Genomic DNA, 19,175 nt, shown 5'->3' on the forward strand with positions numbered 1-19,175 from the left:
TTCGCTGACCTGACGCCGGGTCGAACCACTTCCAGATCGGAACTGGTTCGACCCGGCGTCGTGCTGTCCAGGCTGAAGAGAGCCCGGGTGGCAGCCCGCGTCAGACGAGTAGCGTTCGATGTCATGAGCGGAAACGGGGCGGACCCGTCCCCGAGCGAGGATCTCTCGGTGGAGCAGATCGAGGCGACATCGTGGCCAGACCCTCCAACGGATGCGACGCGACTAGTGAAAACCGTGCACGCGTTACGCCGCAAGCCGATTCGGGAGCTGACGCCGGAGGACCTCAGGGTCTTGATCCGGCAGCACGAAGGAGTTCCAGCGCTGCTGCCTCGCGCGCTCGAACTGCTCGCGCAAGATCCACTCACAGAAGGCGACTACTACCCCGGCGATCTACTCGTTGCGGTTCTCGGTATCCCATCCAGCCACTGGTCCGGTAACTCAATTACAGCCGCGCCAATAACCGAGATAATTCAGAATATCGAACACATGGGCGATTTAGGTCAGCGTTTCGCACCACATGAAGTAATTTGGAAAGCGATACATAACTTCCGTGCCGAAACCAACAACTAGACGCGCAAGTAGTACCTAGGTGATCGAATGAACGAAACACCGACCCAGCCCATATCGCAGCAGTTCAGCCAATCAGAGTTTTCAGAGCTCGATTCCATTCGTCACGCCATCAATGAAAACAAGTCGTTCGGGACACTCGAGTTGCTGACCGGGTGGGCGCACAACGTGGCGAAGATTGATACCGACCGGACTGCGCAGCCTTCCGATATTCGCGCTTGGGGCGGTTACGACCTCGTGGGCGCACTGTCGCTACGAGACTTCCCGCAGGGGCTGCCTCGACCGGCTTGCCGAGCCGGTGCGCAGCAAGGTGGTCGCATCGACCGAAGAGTTCGATCAGCAGTTCCGATCGATTACCATCGACGACGAAAACCATCTCATCAAGCAATTCATCGACGAAGGTCTGTCTGCCGCCCCATGGTGGTGGCATCGAATTCCCAACTCAGGGCCGCCCCTAGCGGACCTACTCGCATCGCACACAGAACCGACCCCATAACAACGATCACCCTCGGGAACATATCCCGACGACAATTATCAGCTTTCGCCAGCCGTCGAAGCCATACCCAACGCCCGCAAACGATCTACGAAAACAACCACACTGTCCCAGTCGACTTGACGCACGAAGCTGACTCTTGACGGAGGTTGCAGCATGCGTCAAGAGCATGTTCCGTGCGTCAGGCGGGTCGATCCTGATGTGGCGCAACAGCTTGCGCGGGGCGTTGGGCTCCGTGGCTCAGTGGACAGCGGCGGCGTGTCCTTGAAAGCTGTTGTACGGCGCCTGCTCCGGGTGTCGGGGGTCTACTCGACCGGCTACTTCGGAGAAGGGGCGCATTAGGCGCCGGTAGCGGGTTCACCAGCGCGTTTGCGGGGTGCATGATTCGGGACAAAAGGTTCATTTCGGGGCTTGGTGTGACGCTCGTCATATAAGTTCGGCTTATGGGGGTGCTTCGGATATGAATATCTCTGTCGATCAATATCAACGCTTCGATTCGTCTGGGGGACAAGGCGTTCCATAGCGGTCGGGGGCGGGAGAGAAAGCCTAAATGTTCCATAAGACTGTCATGCGCGCAGGCCGCAACATCCTCACGGTCGTGCTGCCCTTCGCGGTAGTGGCAACCCTCGCCAGCGCGGGCACTTCGTCCGCGACCGAGCTGGCGGACCAGCAGGCTCGGTGGGCCGACAGCCTGACGGCGACGGGTGCCGAGCAGGGCGTCGAATACAAGACCACCACGTCTCCGGACCTGAAGACGATCTCCACGGTGCTGAACAGTGGCAAGTTCACCCTGACCGCGGATTCGTCGGCGGTGCAGGTGGAATCGGCCACCGGTGCGAAGGTCACCGAGTTCCCGATGTCGATGAAGACGGTTGCGGGCAACACGATCGCGCTGGCTCCGCAGATTTCCCAGGACGGGAAGACGCTGGTCGTCACCCCGCAGGTGACCCCTGAGGTCGCTACTGAGCTGAACAAGGCCACCGCGACCGGTGACCTGAAGCCCATCGCGACCAACCCGGACGCGCAGAACCACGACCCGGTTGCCAACGGTCTCGCGGCCGGCGCCATGGTCGGCCTCGGCATCGCCGCGATCCTGTGCATCCCGGCACTGATCGTCTTCATCGTCGGCTACTTCGCCTGCATTATCGCCAGCGGCATCAGCTATGTCGTGTTCGCCGCGGTGATCGGCGCAATCCTCGGTGCCACGGCCCCGCAGGTGATCCCGCAGGTCCTGCAGTAATGATCAGCTGACCAGGCGATTCACTGGTCAAAAGGGCCCGCCCTCATCGCATCTGATGAGGGCGGGTCTTTTTCGTGGCTGTCGACGCAAGGATGCTCTACATCGGAGACTGCTCACCGCTTCGATCGCAGGACCGGGACAGCCGGAAAACTTCAGTCGCGTAGCGCCGCGGCGAGCGCCGGGCTCAAGGCAAGGGCCGGTAGGGATTCCACTAGCAGGTCGATGAGTTGTTCACGCGGGATGGGCTTTTCGCTCATCCAGGTGAGGATCGTTTCCTCTACGAAGGCGATCCACCCACGAATGGCGAGCGAGAGCCGCGGCCGGTCGGGGTCGTCCGGGGGGATCGGCACCTCGGTGAGTACGAGTTCGGCTATCGCGCTGCGGGATTCGTTGACGTAGGTGAGCATGCCTGGGTTGTAGCTCGACGGGCCGCGCAGGATCGTGTGGTAGGCCGCGCGGTTCTGCTCGACGTAGTCGACGTAGCGTTCGACGGAGTCGCGGAGCATGTCGAACAGGCTCAGGCTGCGATCGGGGGCGGTGGCGGCCAGGAACTCCGCGCTGACGTGCCGCGCGATCGCTTCGTGAAATTCGTGCACCGAGGCGAAGTAGTGGAACAGCAGGCCGCGTGAGATGCCTGCTTGCTTGGCGATGTCGTCGACGGAGATGTCTTGGAGGGACCGCTCGGCGAGCATCTCGGCACCGAGGGTGATCAGTTGCAGGCGGCGTTCGTCCGGGCTGAGCCGGACACGCTTGGTCTCTCCCGAACCGGAACGACTGATACTCACACCGACATCCTACTGAACGTGATTCAATACTGTTGACTGATGCTCAATAAGCCTCTACGCTCGCGTATATGAGTCGCAAGGTTACAGACAAAGCTGTCGGCGACCGGCCCGTTCGCCGTGTCAAGACGATCATCATCGGCGGCGGGTTCTCCGGCCTCGGCCTAGCCATTCGGCTCAGTCAGCAGGGACGCGACGACTTTCTGGTGCTCGAGCGCGGCAGCGATGTCGGCGGCACCTGGCGCGACAACACCTACCCCGGCGCGGCCTGCGACGTCCCCTCGCACCTGTATTCGTACTCGTTCGCGCTCAACCCGAACTGGTCGCGCTCGTTCTCCCGCCAGGGCGAGATCCAGCAGTACATCCAGGGCGTCGCGAAGCAGTACCAGGTGTACGACAAGCACATCTTCGACTGCGACGTGACCAGCGCACGCTGGAACAACGACACATCCCGGTGGCAGGTCGAGTCCTCCCAAGGCAGCTTCGTCGCCGAGACCGTCGTCTCCGCGGTCGGCGCGCTGTGCGAGCCCGCACTGCCGGACATCAAGGGCATCAACGACTTTCAGGGCGAGACCTTCCACTCCGCCCGCTGGAACCACGACGCCGACCTGACCGGCAAGCGCGTCGCGATCATCGGCACCGGCGCCTCGTCCATCCAGATCGTGCCCGCGATCGCGGACAAGGTCGCCCATCTCGACGTCTACCAGCGCACCGCGCCGTGGCTGCTGCCCCGGATGGATCGCCCGTACACCAAGATCGAGCGGCTCGCCTTCAAGCACCTGCCCGGTTTCCAGCGGCTGTCCCGCGCGGCCATCTACGCGGCGCGCGAGACCCAGGTCGTCGGCCTCGCCAAGTTCCCCCCGCTGATGCAGGCGTTCGAGCTGATCGCCAAGGCCAAGCTGCGGGCCGAGGTCCGCGACCCGGAGCTGCGCGCCAAGGTCACGCCGGACTTCCGGATCGGCTGCAAGCGCATGCTGATCTCGAACAACTATTACCCGGCGATCAGCCGCGACAACGTGGATGTGGTCACCGACGGCATCGCCGAGGTGCGCGCGAACTCGATCGTCACCAAGGACGGCACCGAGCGCGAGATCGACGCGCTCATCGTGGCGACCGGCTTCCACGTCACCGATTCGCCCACCTACGAGACCATCGCCGGCCGTGACGGACGCACGCTGAGCGAGGTCTTCGACGAGATCGGCCAGCAGGCGTACAAGGGCGCGACCATCGCCAACTTCCCCAATATGTTCTTCCTGCTCGGCCCGAACGTCGGCCTCGGCCACACCTCGATGGTGTACATGATCGAGTCGCAGCTGAACTACGTCGCCGACGCGCTGGCCACGGTCGACAAGCTCGGCTTGCAGACGGTCGAGGTGCGCCGCGACGTGCAGGACGAGTTCAACAAGGACCTGCAGCGCAAACTGAGCAAGAGCGTGTGGCTCAACGGCGGCTGCGCAAGCTGGTACCTGGACAAGCACGGCAACAACACCACGCTGTGGCCCGACTTCACCTTCGAATTCCGTAGGCTCACGCGGTCGTTCGACGTAGCCGCGTACCAAACCACCGACCAGTCCAAGGCCGAGTTGAAAGTAGGGGCAGCACAGTGAGCAAAGATGCTTACTTCGAGAACAAAGTCTGTGTGATCACGGGAGCCGGCTCCGGCATCGGGCGCGCACTCGCCGAGAACCTCGCCAAGCGCGGCGCGAAGCTGGCGCTGTCCGACATCGACACCGAGGGCCTGGCCGAGACCGTGCGCCGCTGCGAAGCACTCGGCGCCGAGGTCAAGTCCGATCGGATCAATGTGGCCGAGCGCGAGGCCGTGCTGCTGTACGCCGACGCGGTGAACGCCCACTTCGGCAAGGTGCACCAGATCTACAACAACGCCGGTATCGCCTACCACGGTGACGTGATCAAGTCCGAGTTCAAGGACATCGAGCGGATCATGGACGTCGACTTCTGGGGCGTCGTCAACGGCACCAAGGCGTTCCTGCCGTTCCTCATCGCCTCCGGTGACGGACACGTGATCAACGTGTCCAGCCTGTTCGGCCTGATCGCGGTGCCCGGCCAAAGTGCCTACAACGCAGCGAAATTCGCGGTGCGCGGGTTCACCGAGTCGCTGCGCCAGGAGATGCTGGTCGGCAAGCACAAGGTCAAGGTCACCTGCGTGCACCCCGGCGGCATCAAGACCGCCGTCGCGCGCAACGCCACCTGGGCCGAGGGCATCGACGGCAAGAAGGCCGCCTCGATGTTCGACGCGAAGCTGGCCATGCACACCCCCGAGATGGCCGCGCAGACCATCACCGAGGGCGTGCGCAAGGGACACGGGCGGGTGCTGATCGGCTGGGAGGCCAAGCTGCTCGACGTGTTCGTCCGCGTCACCGCCTCCGGCTACCAGCGCATCGCCGCCGTCGTGAACCGCCCATTCCTACCCTGATTCGAGTTCAATCCATGCGGGACATCAATCTTCCGCTGCCCGTCGTGCGAGCGGTGCTGCGTCCGATCTTCCGCGTCACGCTGAACAAGCGGGCGCCGTGGCGGATGCAGCGCCTGCTACTCGAAGTGAGCTCGGCAGCGCAACTGGTGCCCGCGGGCACCACCATCGATCGAATTCGGCTCGGCGGCACGCCCACCGAGAAGATCACCGCCACCGCGACACCCCACGGGGCGGTGCTCTATCTGCACGGCGGCGGTTACGCGGTCGGCTCGCCTGCCACCCACCGGTCCCTCGCGGCCCGGCTGGCCCACGAAACCGGTGCCACCGTCTACGTGCCCGATTACCGGCTGGCACCGGAGCACCCGTTCCCCGCCGCGCTCGACGACGCCGAGGCGGCGTTCCTGGAACTGGTAGAAAGCGCGGGCTACCGCCCGGACCAGATCACTCTCTCCGGCGATTCGGCGGGCGGCGGCTTGTCGCTGGCCACCGCGCAGCGGCTGGTCGCGCGGCACGGGCACACCCCGGCCGCGCTCGGCCTGATCGCGCCGTGGACCGATCCGAACCAGATCCCGGAACGCGACAGCGACCTGGTGATCAATCGGCCGTGGTCGCGCGCCTGCGCCGCCGCCTACCTCGGCGGTGGGGATTCGAGTGATCCTGGTTACGCGCCACTCACCGGCGAATTGGTCGGGCTGCCGCCGACTTATGTTCAGGTCGATGTCGGCGAGCTGCTGCACGGGCAATGCGGTGATCTGGTTGCCGCGCTGCGTGCGGCGGGTGTGCCGGTGCGATTCACCGAGAGCACGGGTTTGTGGCATGTCGCGCAACTGCAAGCCGCGCTGGTCGCCCCCGCCGCAGCGGCGCTGAGCGAACTGGCGGCGTTCCTGCGGGAAGCGATTCAACCGGTCGATATTCGGGACTTAGGATAATCGGGAAGCGGGTCCGTCCTCGGGTGTTACGCACGGATCCGTTTCTGGTGGTCGACCTCACGGCCCTGATCCAGGTGTCGTAGATTACTGGCGAGTAAACCCACGTGGAAGGGCACTGATGCGAGAGTTCGAAGTCCCGGCTTCCTACACCATTCCGGAAGACGCGAACAATTCCGACAACGTCTTCCGGCACGCCGAGCAGTCGCCCGACGCGGTGTTGTTCAACGTGCCGAACGGTAGCGGTGGCTGGCGGGACGTGACGGCCACGGAGTTCGCGAAGACCGTCACCGGGGTGGCCAAGGGATTGATCGCCGCGGGCATCGAACTCGGCGACCGCGTCGCCATCATGGCCCCCACCCGCTACGAGTGGGCCGTGCTCGACTTCGCCAACTGGGCCGTCGGCGGCTGCACCGTCGCGATCTACGACAGCTCGGCCGCCGAGCAGGCCAAGTGGATCCTGCAGGATTCCGCCACCAAGCTGCTGTTCGTGGACAGCGACAAGCACCGCGCGATCATCGATGAGATCGACGCGAGCGCGCTGCCGGATCTGAAGGAGACCCTGCAGATCGACAAGGGCGTCGTCGACGAGCTGATCAGCCGCGGCACCGACCTGGACGACCAGCTCGTGCACGACCGGCGCAAGCAGGTCAACGCGGACTCCCCCGCCACCCTGATCTACACCTCCGGCACCACCGGACGGCCCAAGGGCGTAATGCTCTCGCACGCCAACCTGTACGCCGAGTCCAGGTCGGACCAGATCGCCCTCGGCACCTTCATCAGGCCGGGCAAGAAGACGCTGATGTTCCTGCCGCTGGCGCACGTCTTCGCGCGCGCGGTCGCGCTGGTCGCGTTCGACGCCAAGGTGACCGTCGCGCACACCTCCGACTGGTCCACCCTGGTCGACCAGTTCGGCAGCTACCGGCCGCACTTCATCCTCTCGGTGCCCCGGGTGTTCGAGAAGGTGTTCAACAGCGCGAAGCAGAAGGCGCACGACGGCGGCAAGGGCAAGATCTTCGACGCGGCCGCGGAAACCGCCATCGCGTGGAGCGAGTCGCTCGACAACGGCGGACCCGGACTGGTGCTCAAGCTCAAGCACGCGCTGTTCGACAAGCTGGTCTACAGCAAGTTGCGCACCGCGCTCGGCGGCCAGTGCGACGCCGCGGTCTCCGGCGGTGGCCCGCTCGGCGCGCGCCTCGGCCACTTCTTCCGCGGCGTCGGCGTCACCATCTTCGAGGGCTACGGGCTCACCGAGACCACTGCGGCCATCACCGTGAACACTCCCGAGAACATCCGGGTCGGTTCGGTGGGCAAGCCGATCGAGGGCCATGGCGCCAAGATCGCCGAGGACGGCGAGCTGCTGCTGCGCGGCTCCGTGGTGTTCGACGGCTACTGGGGCAACCCGGACGCCACCAAGGAAGCGTTCCAGGACGGCTGGTTCAAGACCGGCGACCTCGGCGCCATCGACGCGGACGGGTTCATCACCATCACCGGCCGCAAGAAGGAACTCATCGTCACCGCGGGCGGCAAGAACGTGTCCCCCGCGTTGCTCGAGGACTCGCTGCGGTCCAACGCGCTGATCAGCCAGGTGATGGTGGTCGGCGACGGCCAGCCGTTCGTCGCCGCCCTGATCACCCTCGACCCGGAGGCGCTGCCCAGCTGGCAGAAGAGCCACAACGTGCCCGAGGACACCCCGATCGAGAAGCTGATCGAGAACCCGGAACTGGTCGCCGACATCGAGGCCGCGGTCGCCGAGACCAACAAGAAGGTCTCGCATGCCGAGGGCATCAAGAAGATTCGCATCCTGCCGATCGACTGGACACAGGAGACCGGCGAGCTCACGCCGAAGCTGTCGCTGAAGCGTGCGGTCGTGATGAAGCAGCATGCGGACGATGTAGCGAAGATCTATAGCTGAGACGCAGTCTTGAGCGCCGCACCCGAGTTCCCTTCGCCGACAGCGATTTCGACTCGACCAGACGCCTGATTTCGTGAGAACATGGGTAACTCGCCGGGTACCGGCTCACCTAGCCAGCTGGTCGACCGCCAGCCGCCATCGCCACTACCGCGGCACATGAGTCTGGCCTGAAGACGCGGAGAGGCGGCGGAGCTATGACTGACGGCGCAAAGAAATTGCTCGATGAGATTCAGGCGGAGTTGGCGCCGAAGGATGCGGACAATCGGCTGGTTCCGCTAATCGCCTCGGGGAAGGCGGCGCGGTCGGTGTTCGCCGCGATCGCTACCGAGGAGTGGCGGATCACCGGGAGTGACTGGCGGAGCTTTCATGAGATGGCGGCGCGGGCGGCGGACTCGCAGGCCCGCGCGTTCTTCGGCATGCTCGCGCCGGGTGAGCAGCAGGCACAGGTGATGCTGGACGCGCTCTTCGCCGCGGCCGGAGCCGATCCGGGCACCGAACTGCCGAGGGCGGGATGCCAGGCGTACCCGGCGTATGTGGCCTGGCTGGCGGTGAACGGAGAATCGTCCTCGGTCGCCGCGGGCATCTACGCGAATTTCGCGGCGTTCGGTGCGTACTGCCGCGACGTCGCCGCCGGCATGCGCGAGCATTACGGTTTCGACGACGCGGCCTGCGCGTTCTTCGACTTCTACGCCACCGACGTGCCCGAGATCGAACAGCAGGCCCTGCGCGCCATCCAGGCCGGACTCGACTCCGGACGCCTGAAACGCGACGAGGCCCACCTCTACGCCCGCCTCTTCCAAAGCTACGAACTGATGTTCTGGAACACCCTCGCCGACGAGTTCGGCGCCTGACGCGGTCTACAAGATCATGGGGAACTGATGTAGGCGTCGCGCGAGAGGCCGCCTGCACCAGTTCCCCATGATCTTGACGCGGCCCTTGACGTCACTGAATGGTCATAATCCTGGGGGTTTGTGGGCAGTAGGCTCGGAATCATGGCCGATCTGCGATCGCGGGTGGCGGCTGGGATCGTCTCGGCAGCTGTGACGCTCGGCGTCGCGGAACTGCTCGCGGCGTTCTTCGGCCCCGACAGCGCGCCCCTCAATGCCCTCGGCGCGACCGTGGTAGATCACACGCCCGACGGTGTGCGCGAATGGGCGATCACCACGTTCGGTACGAGCGACAAGACCGTGTTGTATGCCTGCATGGCGGTGGTCGCGGTGCTCGTCGCCGGACTCGCGGGTGCGCTCGAACGCACCTCGCGCGCAGCGGGTTCGACGGTGCTCGCGATCTTCGGCGTGATCGCCACGATCGTCGCGGTCGGCCGCACGAGTGCCTCCGGTGCGCTGCCGACCATCATCGGTGTCGCGGTCGGCATCTACGCCCTACGGGTCCTGACCCGCCGGATCGACGAGGCCGTCGAGGTATCCGACAAAGCCGTTGCTGAAGCCCGCGCGGAAAACTCGGCCGCATCGCAGGATCGTGCTGCGGTTTCAGACGAAACTCGCAGCACCGGAACAGGTCCCGACGCCGCCACAGTCACCGTTGATCCGGCCGAAGCTGGACGGGCAGCCGCGGCACCGGAACGGCGGCAGGTGTTGCAAGGTCTGCTGGTGGTCGGCGGTTTGGCCGTTGTCACCGGCGTTGGCGGGCGGTTGCTCGGAATGCGACGGCGGGATGTGTCGGGTGAGCGGGCGGCGGTGGAATTGCCGCAGCCGACCGCGCCTGAGGTGCCGATCGCACCGGGGGCCGATCTCCGGGTGCCGGGGCTGACGCCCTATCTGACCTCCAACGAAGACTTCTATCGCATCGACACCGCGCTGATCGTGCCGCAGCTGTCCAAGGACGACTGGTCGCTGCGCATTCACGGCATGGTGGATCGTGAAATCCGGCTCACCTGGGCGGATTTGGCGAATCGGCCGGTGCTGGAGCGGCTGGTGACGCTGGCGTGTGTGTCGAATCCGGTCAACGGTGACCTGATCGGCAATGCCCGCTGGCTCGGCTATCGGCTCGATGAACTGCTCGCCGAGGCGGGCCCGCATCCCGACGCGGACATGATGCTCTCGCACAGCACCGACGGCTTCACCGCGGGCACCCCGCTGTCCGTGCTCACCGACGGCCGCGACGCCATGCTCGCCGTCGGCATGAACGGCGAACCGCTCCCGGTCGCGCACGGCTATCCCGCCCGGCTCGTGGTCCCCGGTCTCTACGGATACGTCTCCGCCACCAAATGGGTCACCGAACTCGAGATCACCCGCTTCGATCGCGCCACCGCCTACTGGACCCGCCGCGGCTGGTCCGCCATGGGCCCGATCAAAACCGGCACCCGCATCGATACCCCGCACGCCCGCGGCCGAATCAAGCAGGGCCGCAACACCATCGCCGGTGTCGCCTGGGCCCAGCATCGCGGCATCCGCGCCGTCGAAGTCCAGATCGACAACGGCAACTGGCAACCCGCCCGCCTGGCCGACGAGCTCTCCATCGACACCTGGCGCCAATGGACCTACGACTGGGACGCCACCCCCGGCCCGCACACCCTCCGCGCCCGCAGCACCGACGGCTCCGGCGCCAACCAAACCGCCGACCGCGCCGACGTAGTCCCCGACGGCGCCACCGGCTACCCCACCCTCACCATCCAGGTCAGCTGAACCACTGGCGGACAGCCACCTAGGCTCGCCCACGATCGCCGATCTACGCTGCTGCGGACGGCGTCGTGCCCAAGATGAATCGCTACCAGAGGGGAATGATGTCTGCCGTATTCGATTGGGCCCGAGTCGAAAACCTCCAACCGGAACCGGTCACGGTGGAGATTTGGCAGCAGCTCCACGAGGACTTCCGTCAGCTTGTCGAAGTGACGAACGGAAACATCATTCGCACGCGGGAATCGACGCGGATTCACCGAGAGGCAGTAGGCAGAATCGCCGACGTGATCGGTATCGCCGTGGTTGCAGATCGCCACCAGCACAACGGTTATCCGCTGGACGTGCACACAGGCTGCGACATTGTCTTATGGGCAGAACCGCAGGCAACGATCAGACGACCGGACGCCGCCCTGCTAAGCGGACCACGTCATGAATTGCTACCACTACCCGCGCACCAGGTGAAGCTCGTTGTCGAGGTCGTGTCCGACGGTATATCGGAAGTCGATGCCCTCACCAAGAAGACGATGTATGCGATGGCGGGAATCCCTTGGTACTGGATCGTATGGGTTACCGACACTGAGGTGACGTCCATCGAGATCTACGTGCTCGATCATCTACTCGGGCAATATCGTGCACATCATCAGCTGCGGCCAGGCAATCTGGAAACCGTAATCGAAGGGCTTCTCCGGACGCGGATCGACTGGGACCATCTTTCTGGCCCTGACCACTGACAATCTCTGCCCTGGCAGCCTCGGTGATGAGCAACTCGCTGGTGTGACGTGTCGGTCCGCACAAAGCACTGCACCCCATGAATGAAGGTCCTTGGGGCGCAGTGCTTTCGTTGATCAGCCGACCAGTGACTGCTCCTTGGCGAGCTTGTCCTTCGGGCCGGGTGCGGCGGACTTGCCGTGGTGGATGAAGAGGGCGGAGGCGATGACGCCGATGAGCAGGATGCCCGCGGGGAGCAGGGTGGACTGGCCGAGGGCGGTGCTGAAGGCGTCCTTGACGAACTCGGGGATGGGGCCTTGGCCCGCACCACCTTCGGCGACCTTGCCGCCGCCGAGGCCGTTGGCCGACATCCGGGCGGCGATCAGGGCGCTGATCGCCGCGCTGCCGAGTACCGAACCGATCTGTCGGGTGGTGTTGTAGACACCCGCGCCCGCGCCTGCCTGTTGGATCGGCAGGTTGTGCGTCGCGGTGGTCGCGAGCGGACCCCAGATGCAGGAGTTCGCGAAGCCGGCCAGTGCGGCCGACACCAGGAACCACACGATCGACGAGTCCGGCGTCATCAGCATGGAGAACCAGAACACCGACACCGCGAACAGCGCGAAGCCGATGGTCGGCAGGATCCTCGGGTGCAGCCGGTCGGCGAACTTGCCGACGAACGGCGCGAAGACGAGCGTGACGATGGCCATCGGCGCGAACACCAGAGCCGACTTGGTCGGCGACATCTCCCGCACCGCCTGCAGGTAGAAGTACGACGGCACCATGAACGCGGTGACCGTGGCTCCCATCGCCGCGATGGCGGTGTTGGACAGCGCGAAGTTGCGGTCCTTGAACAGGTTCAGTGGCAGCAGCGGCTCGCCGGTGTTGCGTGCCTGGTTCACCGCGAACGCGGCGAGCACGAGCACACCCGCACCGATCACCAGCCAGATCTTCAGTGACCAGTCCGCGGTGTTGCCTTCCTGGATGCCGAAGACCACCAGGAACATGCCGATGCCGCTGAGCAGCACACCGGGGATATCGAACTTGTGCTGATTGGTCGGCAGCGCGGGCACCAGCCAGGCGGCGAGCGCGAACGCGACGATGCCGATCGGGACGTTGACGAAGAAGATCCACTTCCAGCTGAGACCGTCGACCAGCACACCACCGAGGATCGGTCCGACCAGCGTGGCGAGACCGGCTACCGCACCCCACAGGCCCATGGCCGCGCCGCGCTTGTCCGGCGGGAAGGTGCGGGTGATCACGGCCATGGTCTGCGGCGTCATCAGCGCGGCGCCGATGCCCTGGGCGGCGCGCGCGGCGATCAGCATGCCGATGGTGCCGGACAGACCGCACCACAGCGAGGCCGCCGTGAACACGGTGAGGCCGATCAGATAGATGTTCTTGGGCCCGAAGCGATCACCGAGCCTGCCGGTGACCAGCAGCGGCACCGCGTAGGCGAGCAGGTAGGCACTGGTCACCCAGATCACCTTGGAGATGTCGGCGTGCAGATCCGTCATGATGGCCGGGTTGGCGACCGCGACGATCGTCATGTCCAGCAGGATCATGAAGAAGCCGACAACCAGCGCGGTGAGCGCCAGCCACGGATTGCGTTGAGTGGTCATGGATTCGGTGTTCCTATCTCGGATGTTCCCAGTGCGGGGGGAAGAACGTGGGACGCGTGCGTGGACGCGCTGTCGTGGTGGCGCGTCAGCCGCTCCAAGTGCGGCGTGGACGGCGGCGCGAGCTGGTTGCCGCTGACCCAGGTGTGGTGATGCGGGTCCTTCGCGATCCGGTCACCCGTGACGGCGTCGAACTCGTCCCATTCCAGGTCGCCACCAGCCAGTTCGGCGAGGAAGTCCGTGAGCCAGCGGACCTCGGCACCGAGCACGGCCTGCCGATACGGGAGCACGACGACGTAGCGGCGCGGCACCTTGCGTTCGGCCGCCCAGCCGATCAGCATCCCGACTTCGGCGAGTTGGCCTTCCAGCTGCGCGAGCCGCTCTCCGAGCAACGCGAGCACGTCGGCTTTGGGCAGGTTGTGCGCCTCGGCGAGCCCGATGTCGAACACCGGGTACTCGGGCGAGGGCGACCGCAGGATCTCGGCGACCCGAGTGCGCAGCGCCGTTCGGCCGCGCTCGGTGATCCGATAGGTGGTGCGCTCGGGGCGGTTGCCCGCCCGGTCGACCCCTTCGGCCAGCACCAATTCCTGCTCGGCCAGCCGCGCCACCGTGTGGTATAGCGAACCGGGCCGCACCTTGACCAGTGCGTCTTCGCGGCGCGCGATCAGCAGCTGAAACATCTCGTACGGATGCATCGGCTGCTCTTCGAGCAGCGCGAGCACAGCGATCGCCAAGGGCGTCACCGCCTGACGCGCTTGCTGCGCCATTTCCGTCACCTCCCGCACATCGCCCGCGCACGGTCCTCGCGCGAGCCGGAGCCATCGACCGACGGGGCGAACGTTAGCCCCGCACTCCGACATGCTCCGCTCTTAATATTCCACGTGGAATATACGGCGCGGATCAATCGGGAGGCAAGATCGATCCGTCGTGCACAAGGGTGATCACGCGCACAGCAAACCGGCCCCGACATCAATCGGAGCCGGTCACCAGTGGATCGAGCGGCAGCTCAGTCGGCGGATCGCACGCTGAGATCAGGAGCCACCGGCATGGCGCCGGCGCGACGCAGCCGCCCGGTGCCGGGGGTGCTGGCCCAGACCGCGCAGGCGAGCAGCCCGTCGAGTGCCATGGCCAGGACGGCGACCAGCAGCGCGCCGACGAGCACCCGGTCGTACCGATAGAGGCTGATGCCGTCGAAGATGTAGCGACCGAGGCCGCCGAGGTTGACGTAGGCCGCGATGGTCGCGGTGGCGATCACCTGCAGGGTGGCACCGCGCAGACCGGTGAGCAGGATGGGCAGCGCGTTGGGCACCTCGACGCGGAACAGGATCTGCGTCTCGGTCATCCCCATGGCGCGCGACGCGTCGACGACATCGGCTGGGACATTGGCGATTCCGGCGTAGGCACCGGCCAGCAGCGGCGGAATGCCCACGGTCACCAACGCGAGCAGCGGCGGGATCAGCCCGAGACCGAGGCCGAGCACCAGGAAGGTGAGCAGGCCGAGCGTCGGCAGCGCCCGCATGGCATTGGCGAAACCGACGAGCACGGCGGCCCCGCGCTTGGTGTGGCCGATCACCAGACCGAGCGGCAGCGCAACGGCGGCGGAAATCACGATGGTGAGGAAGCTGTACCAAAGATGTTCGGCGATACGGTGTTCGATGCCCGCGGGCCCGCTCCAGTTCGCACCGTCGGTGAGGTAGTGCCAGGCGTCGATGAAAAGGTTCATGCGGCACCGCCTTTCGCCTTCGCGGACCTCGCGTCGGCCCGCGCCCACGGCGTCGACCAGCGGCCGAGCGCGTAGACGAGGCGGTCGAAGATCAACGCGAGCGCCAGGATCACGATGATGCCCGCGACGATCTCGTCGGGGTAGTCACGCTGGTAGCCCTGGGTGAACAGCTTGCCGACGCCGCCGACACCGATCAGCGCGCCGACCGAAACCATGGCGATATTGGTCACCACCACCACCCGCAGGCTGGACACGAAAACCGGGATGGCCAAGGGCATGTCGACGGTCAGCGTGCGCCGCAGCGGGCTGAACCCGACCGCGTCGGCCGCGTCGATCACCTCGGCGGACACCGAATCCAGCGCCGCGGGCACCGCGATCACCAGCAGCGCGGTGGAATACAGCGTCAGCGCGATGATCACGTTCAACGGGTCGATCGTGGAGATCCCGGCCAGCGGCGGGATGATCACGAACAGCGCCAGCGACGGAATGGTGTACGCCAGGCTCGCCGTGGTCACCGTCACCCGGCGCAGCCAGGACACCCGACGCACCAGCGCGCCCACCGGAATCGCGATCACCAAGCCGAGCACCAGCGGCACCAGCGCCAGGTACAGATGGGTTTTGGTGAACCCCATGATGTCGGCGAAATTGTCGATCAGGTATCTCACGCCGATCCCCCGCCGCTCACTTCCTGTTCGAAGAAGTGCCTGTTGCGCTCGGCGTCTTCCACGGCCCGCTGGTCGGCGAGTTGTTGCAGGATCTCGGTGGCCAGCACGCCGCCCCGGACGGCGCCCGAATCATCCACGGCGACACCGACTCCGGCGGGCGAGGAGATCGCGGCGTCCAGCGCCTGCCGCAGATCGCCGGTCGGTGTGAACAGCGAACCACCCGCGGCGGTGCTGTCCGCCAGCGAACGGCCACCGCGGACCGCCTCCACGCCGGTCACGTCGATCCAGCCGTGCGGTTTACCGGCCGCGTCGACGATCAGCACCCAGTCGCCGCGGTCCAACCGCAGCGCCGCAACCGCCTCCGCCGTCGTGATCTGAATCTCATGCAGCGGAACAGTTTTCGCGGAACGGAAGGACAGTCCACGGTAACCGCGATCACGTCCGACGAAATCGGCGACGAAATCGGTAGCCGGTTGGGACAGCACATGATCCGGCGCGGCGTACTGCTGCAGCACGCCGCCACGGCCGAACACCGCGACCCGATCGCCGAGGGTGATCGCCTCGTCGATGTCGTGCGTCACGAACACGATGGTCTTCCGCAATTCGGCCTGCAGCCTTTGCATTTCGCTCTGCAGCTCGGCCCGCACCACCGGGTCGACGGCGCTGAACGGCTCGTCCATCAGCAGCACCGGCGGGTCGGCGGCCAGCGCCCTGGCCACCCCGACGCGCTGCTGCTGGCCGCCGGAAAGCTGCGCCGGATACCGGCCGGCCAGCGCCTGATCCAGGCCGACCCGATCGAGCACCTGCAGCGCCGCCGCCCGGGCGGCCCTGCGCGAATCACCGCGCAGCACCGGCACGGTCGCCACATTGTCGACGACCGTGCGGTGCGGCAGCAGTCCACCACTTTGGATCACGTAGCCGATACCGAGCCGCAGTTTTACCGGGTCGACCTTCGAAATGTCCTGTCCGGCAATGGTGATCGTGCCGGAGCTGGGCGTGATCATTCGATTGATCATCCGCATCGAGGTGGTCTTGCCGCAGCCGGACGGGCCGACGAACACGGTGAACGAACCGGAATCGATGCGCAGATCTAGGTCGGTGACGGCGCGGGTGCCGTCCGGGTAGGTCTTACTGATACCGCGGAATTCGATATCGGACAACGGTTTTCCCCTAGCCGGTCGGTGTGTTCAGTCCCTGCGCGGCCACCCAGGCCACCGCCGCTGCCTTGGGCTCGGTCTTGCTGCTACCGGACACGGCCTCGTTCAGTTTGATCAGCTCCGCGGTGGTCAGCTTGGCCGAGGCGGCGTTCAGCGCGGCCAGCGCCTTGTCCGACTTCTTGGCCGCGTTGAGCAACGGGACCACGTTCTGCGCGGGGAAGTTGTGCTTCGGATCCGCCAGCACCACCAGGTTGTTCTGGGTGATCGCGGGCGAGGTGGTGAAGATATCGGCGGCGGTCACCTGACCTTCGACCAGCGCGCGCACGGTGGCAGGGCCGCCACCGTCGGCGATCGGCACGAAGTTGTTCGCGGCGATGTCGAGGTTGTAGTTCTTCCTCAGGCCGGGCAGACCGCCGGCCCGCTCCTGGAACTCCGCGGGCGCACCGAATTTCACCTCGGCGGCGTGCGCGGCCAGGTCGGCGATGGAGTGCAGGTTCCAGCGCTCTGCGGTGGCCTTGGTGACCACTACCGCGTCGGAATCCTCACCGGGGGCCGGGGTGCCGATGACGAGATCCGAACCGAGCGCCTTGGTGAGCGCCGTATCGACATCGGCCGCGCTGGTCGCGGTCGCGCTCTTGTCCAAGTACTGCAGCAGGTTGCCGTTGTAGTCGGGAATCACCGAGATGGCGCACTCACGCACGGCCGGGACGTATGCTTCGCGGCTGCCGATATTCAGCTTGGTGTCGACCTTGAATCCGTTGACGCGCAACACTTCCGCGTAGACTTCGGCTACCGTCTCGGATTCCGGGAAGTTCGCCGAACCGACGATGAGCCCGTCGCCGCCGCAGTCGCCCTTGCTGGCCAGTGGGTCGGAGTTGCCGCCGCACGCGGACAGGATCATGGCGACGGCCAAGGCCGCGGCGGCGACGATGAACCGGGTGGCGCGCAGCGCGAGCCGCAGCGCCGACCGGCCATGCCGCGCGGCACCGGGGGTGATCGAGGTTTTCACTGGAGTCCTTCCGACCTGACGGGCAGTGCGAGGTCCCGAGGCAACACAGCCACCGGTACATTCTGGGTGTCCATACTGCCCGCTTCAGGGTGTTCGTGTTAGCTCTGTCGGTCTCTCGGAGAGTTGGTGTCGCCGAATGGTGTTGCCCGCGTCGCTGCGGATGCTGGCTCGAGTACTGGTCGTCGCGACCGCCACACTGGCCGTAGCCTGCGGTAACAGTGATCAGGGCGCGCGCATCACGGTCGGCGCCGCCGATTCGGTCGAGTCGCGCGTGCTCGCCGAAATATATGCGGGCGCGCTGGCGCGGATCGGCGCGCGCACCTCGGTCGAGCCGCATCTCGGCGGTCGCGCCGACTATCTCGCGGCGCTGGACGCGGGCCGGATCGATCTGATCGGTGAGCACAACGGCGCGCTGCTGGCGTTCCTCGACGCCACGGCCACCGACCGCGCACCCGACATCGACAAGGTGCCCACCGCGCTGAGCAAGTCGTTGCCCGAGGGTCTGGTGGTCAGCGATGCCGCCGACGGCACCGACTTGCGGCCGCGCGTCGTGCTGAGCACCGCGGCCGCGACCCACGACAACGTGCGCACCATCGGCGATCTCACGCCCCGATGCGGCACGCTCACGGTCGGTGTCGCCGCGGTGCCGGACCTGATCGCGCTGCCGCCCGCGGTCGAGCAGGTGGCGGAGTGTCACTTCGCCGCGACGGTGCCGTTTCCCGACGCCGCCGCATTGCGAAAGGCGCTGCTGGACGGGCAGGTTCAAGCCGGCCTGCTGACCGGCCCGCCCGCCGTCGTACCCGGGTCGACCGACGGCCTGACGATCCTGTCCGACGACAGCTACGCGATGCGGACCGAGAACGTACTCCCCCTATTCCGCAAGGGCGTGCTCGACGAACGCCAGATAAAGAAGCTGAATTACGTTGCGGGCGAACTCACCACCGACGACCTCGCCGCCATGATCCGCAGTGCCCGCGACGACCACGCGCAACCTGCCGAGCTGGCGCGCAAGTGGCTGGACGACCACTCGCTGTAAACATCGCACCTTCGGCGCCGAACCTGGCTAACGTCTGACCCGTGAGTATCAGGTTCATCGGCGGCTACGTGGCGCTCGTGGCGATATTGCTGTTCGCCTGGACGACCTACTCGGACAAGAATCCCTTGTTCGCGGCGGCGTTGGTCTTCGCGCTGTGCGCGATGATCGCCATGAACATCTGGATCCATCTGTCGCTCCGGAAGCACACCACAACGCGAAAGGCGCCCCGTCCCGACCGGGACAAGGCGCCTTCCAGCGAGTGAAC

18 protein-coding genes are annotated in these 19,175 nt (G+C 65.8%); 11 read left to right on the top strand and 7 right to left on the bottom strand.

Features of this window, described 5'->3' with window-relative positions; all coding sequences use genetic code 11:
• Positions 1 to 168: 168 nt before the first annotated feature.
• Both ACIBCN_RS24525 and ACIBCN_RS24530 read left to right on the top strand, forming a co-directional pair.
• On the top strand, positions 169 to 570 hold the full coding sequence (locus tag ACIBCN_RS24525) for a contact-dependent growth inhibition system immunity protein (protein ID WP_396993985.1): 402 nt from the start codon (positions 169 to 171) through the stop codon (positions 568 to 570).
• Between the two features lie 1,040 nt (positions 571 to 1,610).
• Positions 1,611 to 2,300, top strand: coding sequence for a hypothetical protein (locus tag ACIBCN_RS24530; RefSeq protein ID WP_396993986.1), 690 nt, complete (start codon positions 1,611 to 1,613; stop codon positions 2,298 to 2,300).
• Positions 2,301 to 2,452: 152 nt separating this feature from the next.
• Here ACIBCN_RS24530 and ACIBCN_RS24535 read toward each other — a convergent pair whose 3' ends face one another.
• The gene (locus ACIBCN_RS24535; RefSeq protein WP_396994372.1) at positions 2,453 to 3,079 is read right to left on the bottom strand and encodes a TetR/AcrR family transcriptional regulator; all 627 of its coding nucleotides are present in this window, start codon (positions 3,077 to 3,079) and stop codon (positions 2,453 to 2,455) included.
• A 74-nt stretch (positions 3,080 to 3,153) separates the two neighbouring features.
• Here ACIBCN_RS24535 and ACIBCN_RS24540 point away from each other — a divergent pair, with 74 nt between their 5' ends.
• From ACIBCN_RS24540 to ACIBCN_RS24570, 7 genes are all read left to right on the top strand, one after another.
• Complete coding sequence (locus ACIBCN_RS24540) at positions 3,154 to 4,689, top strand: flavin-containing monooxygenase (protein ID WP_396993987.1); 1,536 nt, start codon at positions 3,154 to 3,156, stop codon at positions 4,687 to 4,689.
• Positions 4,686 to 5,516 (top strand): SDR family NAD(P)-dependent oxidoreductase, encoded by an 831-nt coding sequence (locus tag ACIBCN_RS24545; RefSeq protein ID WP_396993988.1) that lies wholly within the window; start codon positions 4,686 to 4,688, stop codon positions 5,514 to 5,516. The genes ACIBCN_RS24540 and ACIBCN_RS24545 overlap by 4 nt, the downstream gene beginning before the upstream one ends.
• Before the next feature lie 14 nt (positions 5,517 to 5,530).
• On the top strand, positions 5,531 to 6,445 hold the full coding sequence (locus ACIBCN_RS24550) for an alpha/beta hydrolase (protein WP_396993989.1): 915 nt from the start codon (positions 5,531 to 5,533) through the stop codon (positions 6,443 to 6,445).
• A 118-nt stretch (positions 6,446 to 6,563) separates the two neighbouring features.
• Positions 6,564 to 8,357, top strand: coding sequence for an AMP-dependent synthetase/ligase (locus tag ACIBCN_RS24555; protein WP_396993990.1), 1,794 nt, complete (start codon positions 6,564 to 6,566; stop codon positions 8,355 to 8,357).
• A 194-nt stretch (positions 8,358 to 8,551) separates the two neighbouring features.
• Positions 8,552 to 9,208, top strand: a complete 657-nt coding sequence (locus tag ACIBCN_RS24560) for a hypothetical protein (protein ID WP_396993991.1) — start codon at positions 8,552 to 8,554, stop codon at positions 9,206 to 9,208.
• A gap of 141 nt (positions 9,209 to 9,349) precedes the next feature.
• The gene (locus tag ACIBCN_RS24565) at positions 9,350 to 11,002 is read left to right on the top strand and encodes a molybdopterin-dependent oxidoreductase (protein WP_396993992.1); all 1,653 of its coding nucleotides are present in this window, start codon (positions 9,350 to 9,352) and stop codon (positions 11,000 to 11,002) included.
• A 74-nt stretch (positions 11,003 to 11,076) separates the two neighbouring features.
• Positions 11,077 to 11,727 carry a Uma2 family endonuclease gene (locus ACIBCN_RS24570; protein WP_396994373.1) on the top strand — a complete coding sequence of 217 codons (651 nt, stop codon included), beginning with the start codon at positions 11,077 to 11,079 and terminating at the stop codon, positions 11,725 to 11,727.
• Positions 11,728 to 11,841: 114 nt separating this feature from the next.
• Here the strand turns inward: ACIBCN_RS24570 and ACIBCN_RS24575 are convergent, their stop codons facing one another.
• From ACIBCN_RS24575 to ACIBCN_RS24600, 6 genes are all read right to left on the bottom strand, one after another.
• A complete protein-coding gene (locus tag ACIBCN_RS24575) occupies positions 11,842 to 13,323 on the bottom strand; it encodes a DHA2 family efflux MFS transporter permease subunit (protein ID WP_396993993.1) in 1,482 nt (493 codons plus the stop codon).
• Entirely contained in the window at positions 13,320 to 14,087 is a 768-nt protein-coding gene (locus ACIBCN_RS24580; RefSeq protein ID WP_396993994.1) for a PadR family transcriptional regulator, read from the bottom strand. Before ACIBCN_RS24580 ends, ACIBCN_RS24575 begins: the two co-directional genes overlap by 4 nt.
• Positions 14,088 to 14,326: 239 nt before the next feature.
• Positions 14,327 to 15,043, bottom strand: coding sequence for an ABC transporter permease (locus ACIBCN_RS24585; RefSeq protein WP_396993995.1), 717 nt, complete (start codon positions 15,041 to 15,043; stop codon positions 14,327 to 14,329).
• Positions 15,040 to 15,708, bottom strand: coding sequence for an ABC transporter permease (locus ACIBCN_RS24590; RefSeq protein WP_396993996.1), 669 nt, complete (start codon positions 15,706 to 15,708; stop codon positions 15,040 to 15,042). Before ACIBCN_RS24590 ends, ACIBCN_RS24585 begins: the two co-directional genes overlap by 4 nt.
• Positions 15,705 to 16,868 carry an ABC transporter ATP-binding protein gene (locus ACIBCN_RS24595; RefSeq protein ID WP_396993997.1) on the bottom strand — a complete coding sequence of 388 codons (1,164 nt, stop codon included), beginning with the start codon at positions 16,866 to 16,868 and terminating at the stop codon, positions 15,705 to 15,707. Before ACIBCN_RS24595 ends, ACIBCN_RS24590 begins: the two co-directional genes overlap by 4 nt.
• Positions 16,869 to 16,878: 10 nt before the next feature.
• A complete protein-coding gene (locus ACIBCN_RS24600) occupies positions 16,879 to 17,766 on the bottom strand; it encodes an ABC transporter substrate-binding protein (RefSeq protein WP_396994374.1) in 888 nt (295 codons plus the stop codon).
• Positions 17,767 to 18,010: 244 nt separating this feature from the next.
• Between ACIBCN_RS24600 and ACIBCN_RS24605 the strand changes: the two genes are divergently transcribed.
• Positions 18,011 to 18,910 carry a glycine betaine ABC transporter substrate-binding protein gene (locus ACIBCN_RS24605; RefSeq protein ID WP_396993998.1) on the top strand — a complete coding sequence of 300 codons (900 nt, stop codon included), beginning with the start codon at positions 18,011 to 18,013 and terminating at the stop codon, positions 18,908 to 18,910.
• 41 nt (positions 18,911 to 18,951) lie between these two features.
• Complete coding sequence (locus ACIBCN_RS24610) at positions 18,952 to 19,173, top strand: hypothetical protein (RefSeq protein WP_396993999.1); 222 nt, start codon at positions 18,952 to 18,954, stop codon at positions 19,171 to 19,173.
• Positions 19,174 to 19,175 lie beyond the last annotated feature (2 nt).

Origin of the sequence: Nocardia sp. NPDC051052, assembly GCF_044456045.1 — a bacterium.
Lineage (GTDB): Bacteria > Actinomycetota > Actinomycetes > Mycobacteriales > Mycobacteriaceae > Nocardia.

Bases quoted from the DNA above. Each gene is read 5' to 3' on its own strand.
- ACIBCN_RS24530 (WP_396993986.1), top strand. From the start codon at position 1,611: ATGTTCCATAAGACTGTCATGCGCGCAGGCCGCAACATCCTCACGGTC.
- ACIBCN_RS24540 (WP_396993987.1), top strand. From the start codon at position 3,154: ATGAGTCGCAAGGTTACAGACAAAGCTGTCGGCGACCGGCCCGTTCGC.
- ACIBCN_RS24550 (WP_396993989.1), top strand. From the start codon at position 5,531: ATGCGGGACATCAATCTTCCGCTGCCCGTCGTGCGAGCGGTGCTGCGT.
- ACIBCN_RS24555 (WP_396993990.1), top strand. From the start codon at position 6,564: ATGCGAGAGTTCGAAGTCCCGGCTTCCTACACCATTCCGGAAGACGCG.
- ACIBCN_RS24560 (WP_396993991.1), top strand. From the start codon at position 8,552: ATGACTGACGGCGCAAAGAAATTGCTCGATGAGATTCAGGCGGAGTTG.
- ACIBCN_RS24565 (WP_396993992.1), top strand. From the start codon at position 9,350: ATGGCCGATCTGCGATCGCGGGTGGCGGCTGGGATCGTCTCGGCAGCT.
- ACIBCN_RS24570 (WP_396994373.1), top strand. From the start codon at position 11,077: ATGAATCGCTACCAGAGGGGAATGATGTCTGCCGTATTCGATTGGGCC.
- ACIBCN_RS24575 (WP_396993993.1), bottom strand. From the start codon at position 13,323: ATGACCACTCAACGCAATCCGTGGCTGGCGCTCACCGCGCTGGTTGTC.
- ACIBCN_RS24580 (WP_396993994.1), bottom strand. From the start codon at position 14,087: ATGGCGCAGCAAGCGCGTCAGGCGGTGACGCCCTTGGCGATCGCTGTG.
- ACIBCN_RS24585 (WP_396993995.1), bottom strand. From the start codon at position 15,043: ATGAACCTTTTCATCGACGCCTGGCACTACCTCACCGACGGTGCGAAC.
- ACIBCN_RS24600 (WP_396994374.1), bottom strand. From the start codon at position 17,766: ATGATCCTGTCCGCGTGCGGCGGCAACTCCGACCCACTGGCCAGCAAG.
- ACIBCN_RS24605 (WP_396993998.1), top strand. From the start codon at position 18,011: ATGGTGTTGCCCGCGTCGCTGCGGATGCTGGCTCGAGTACTGGTCGTC.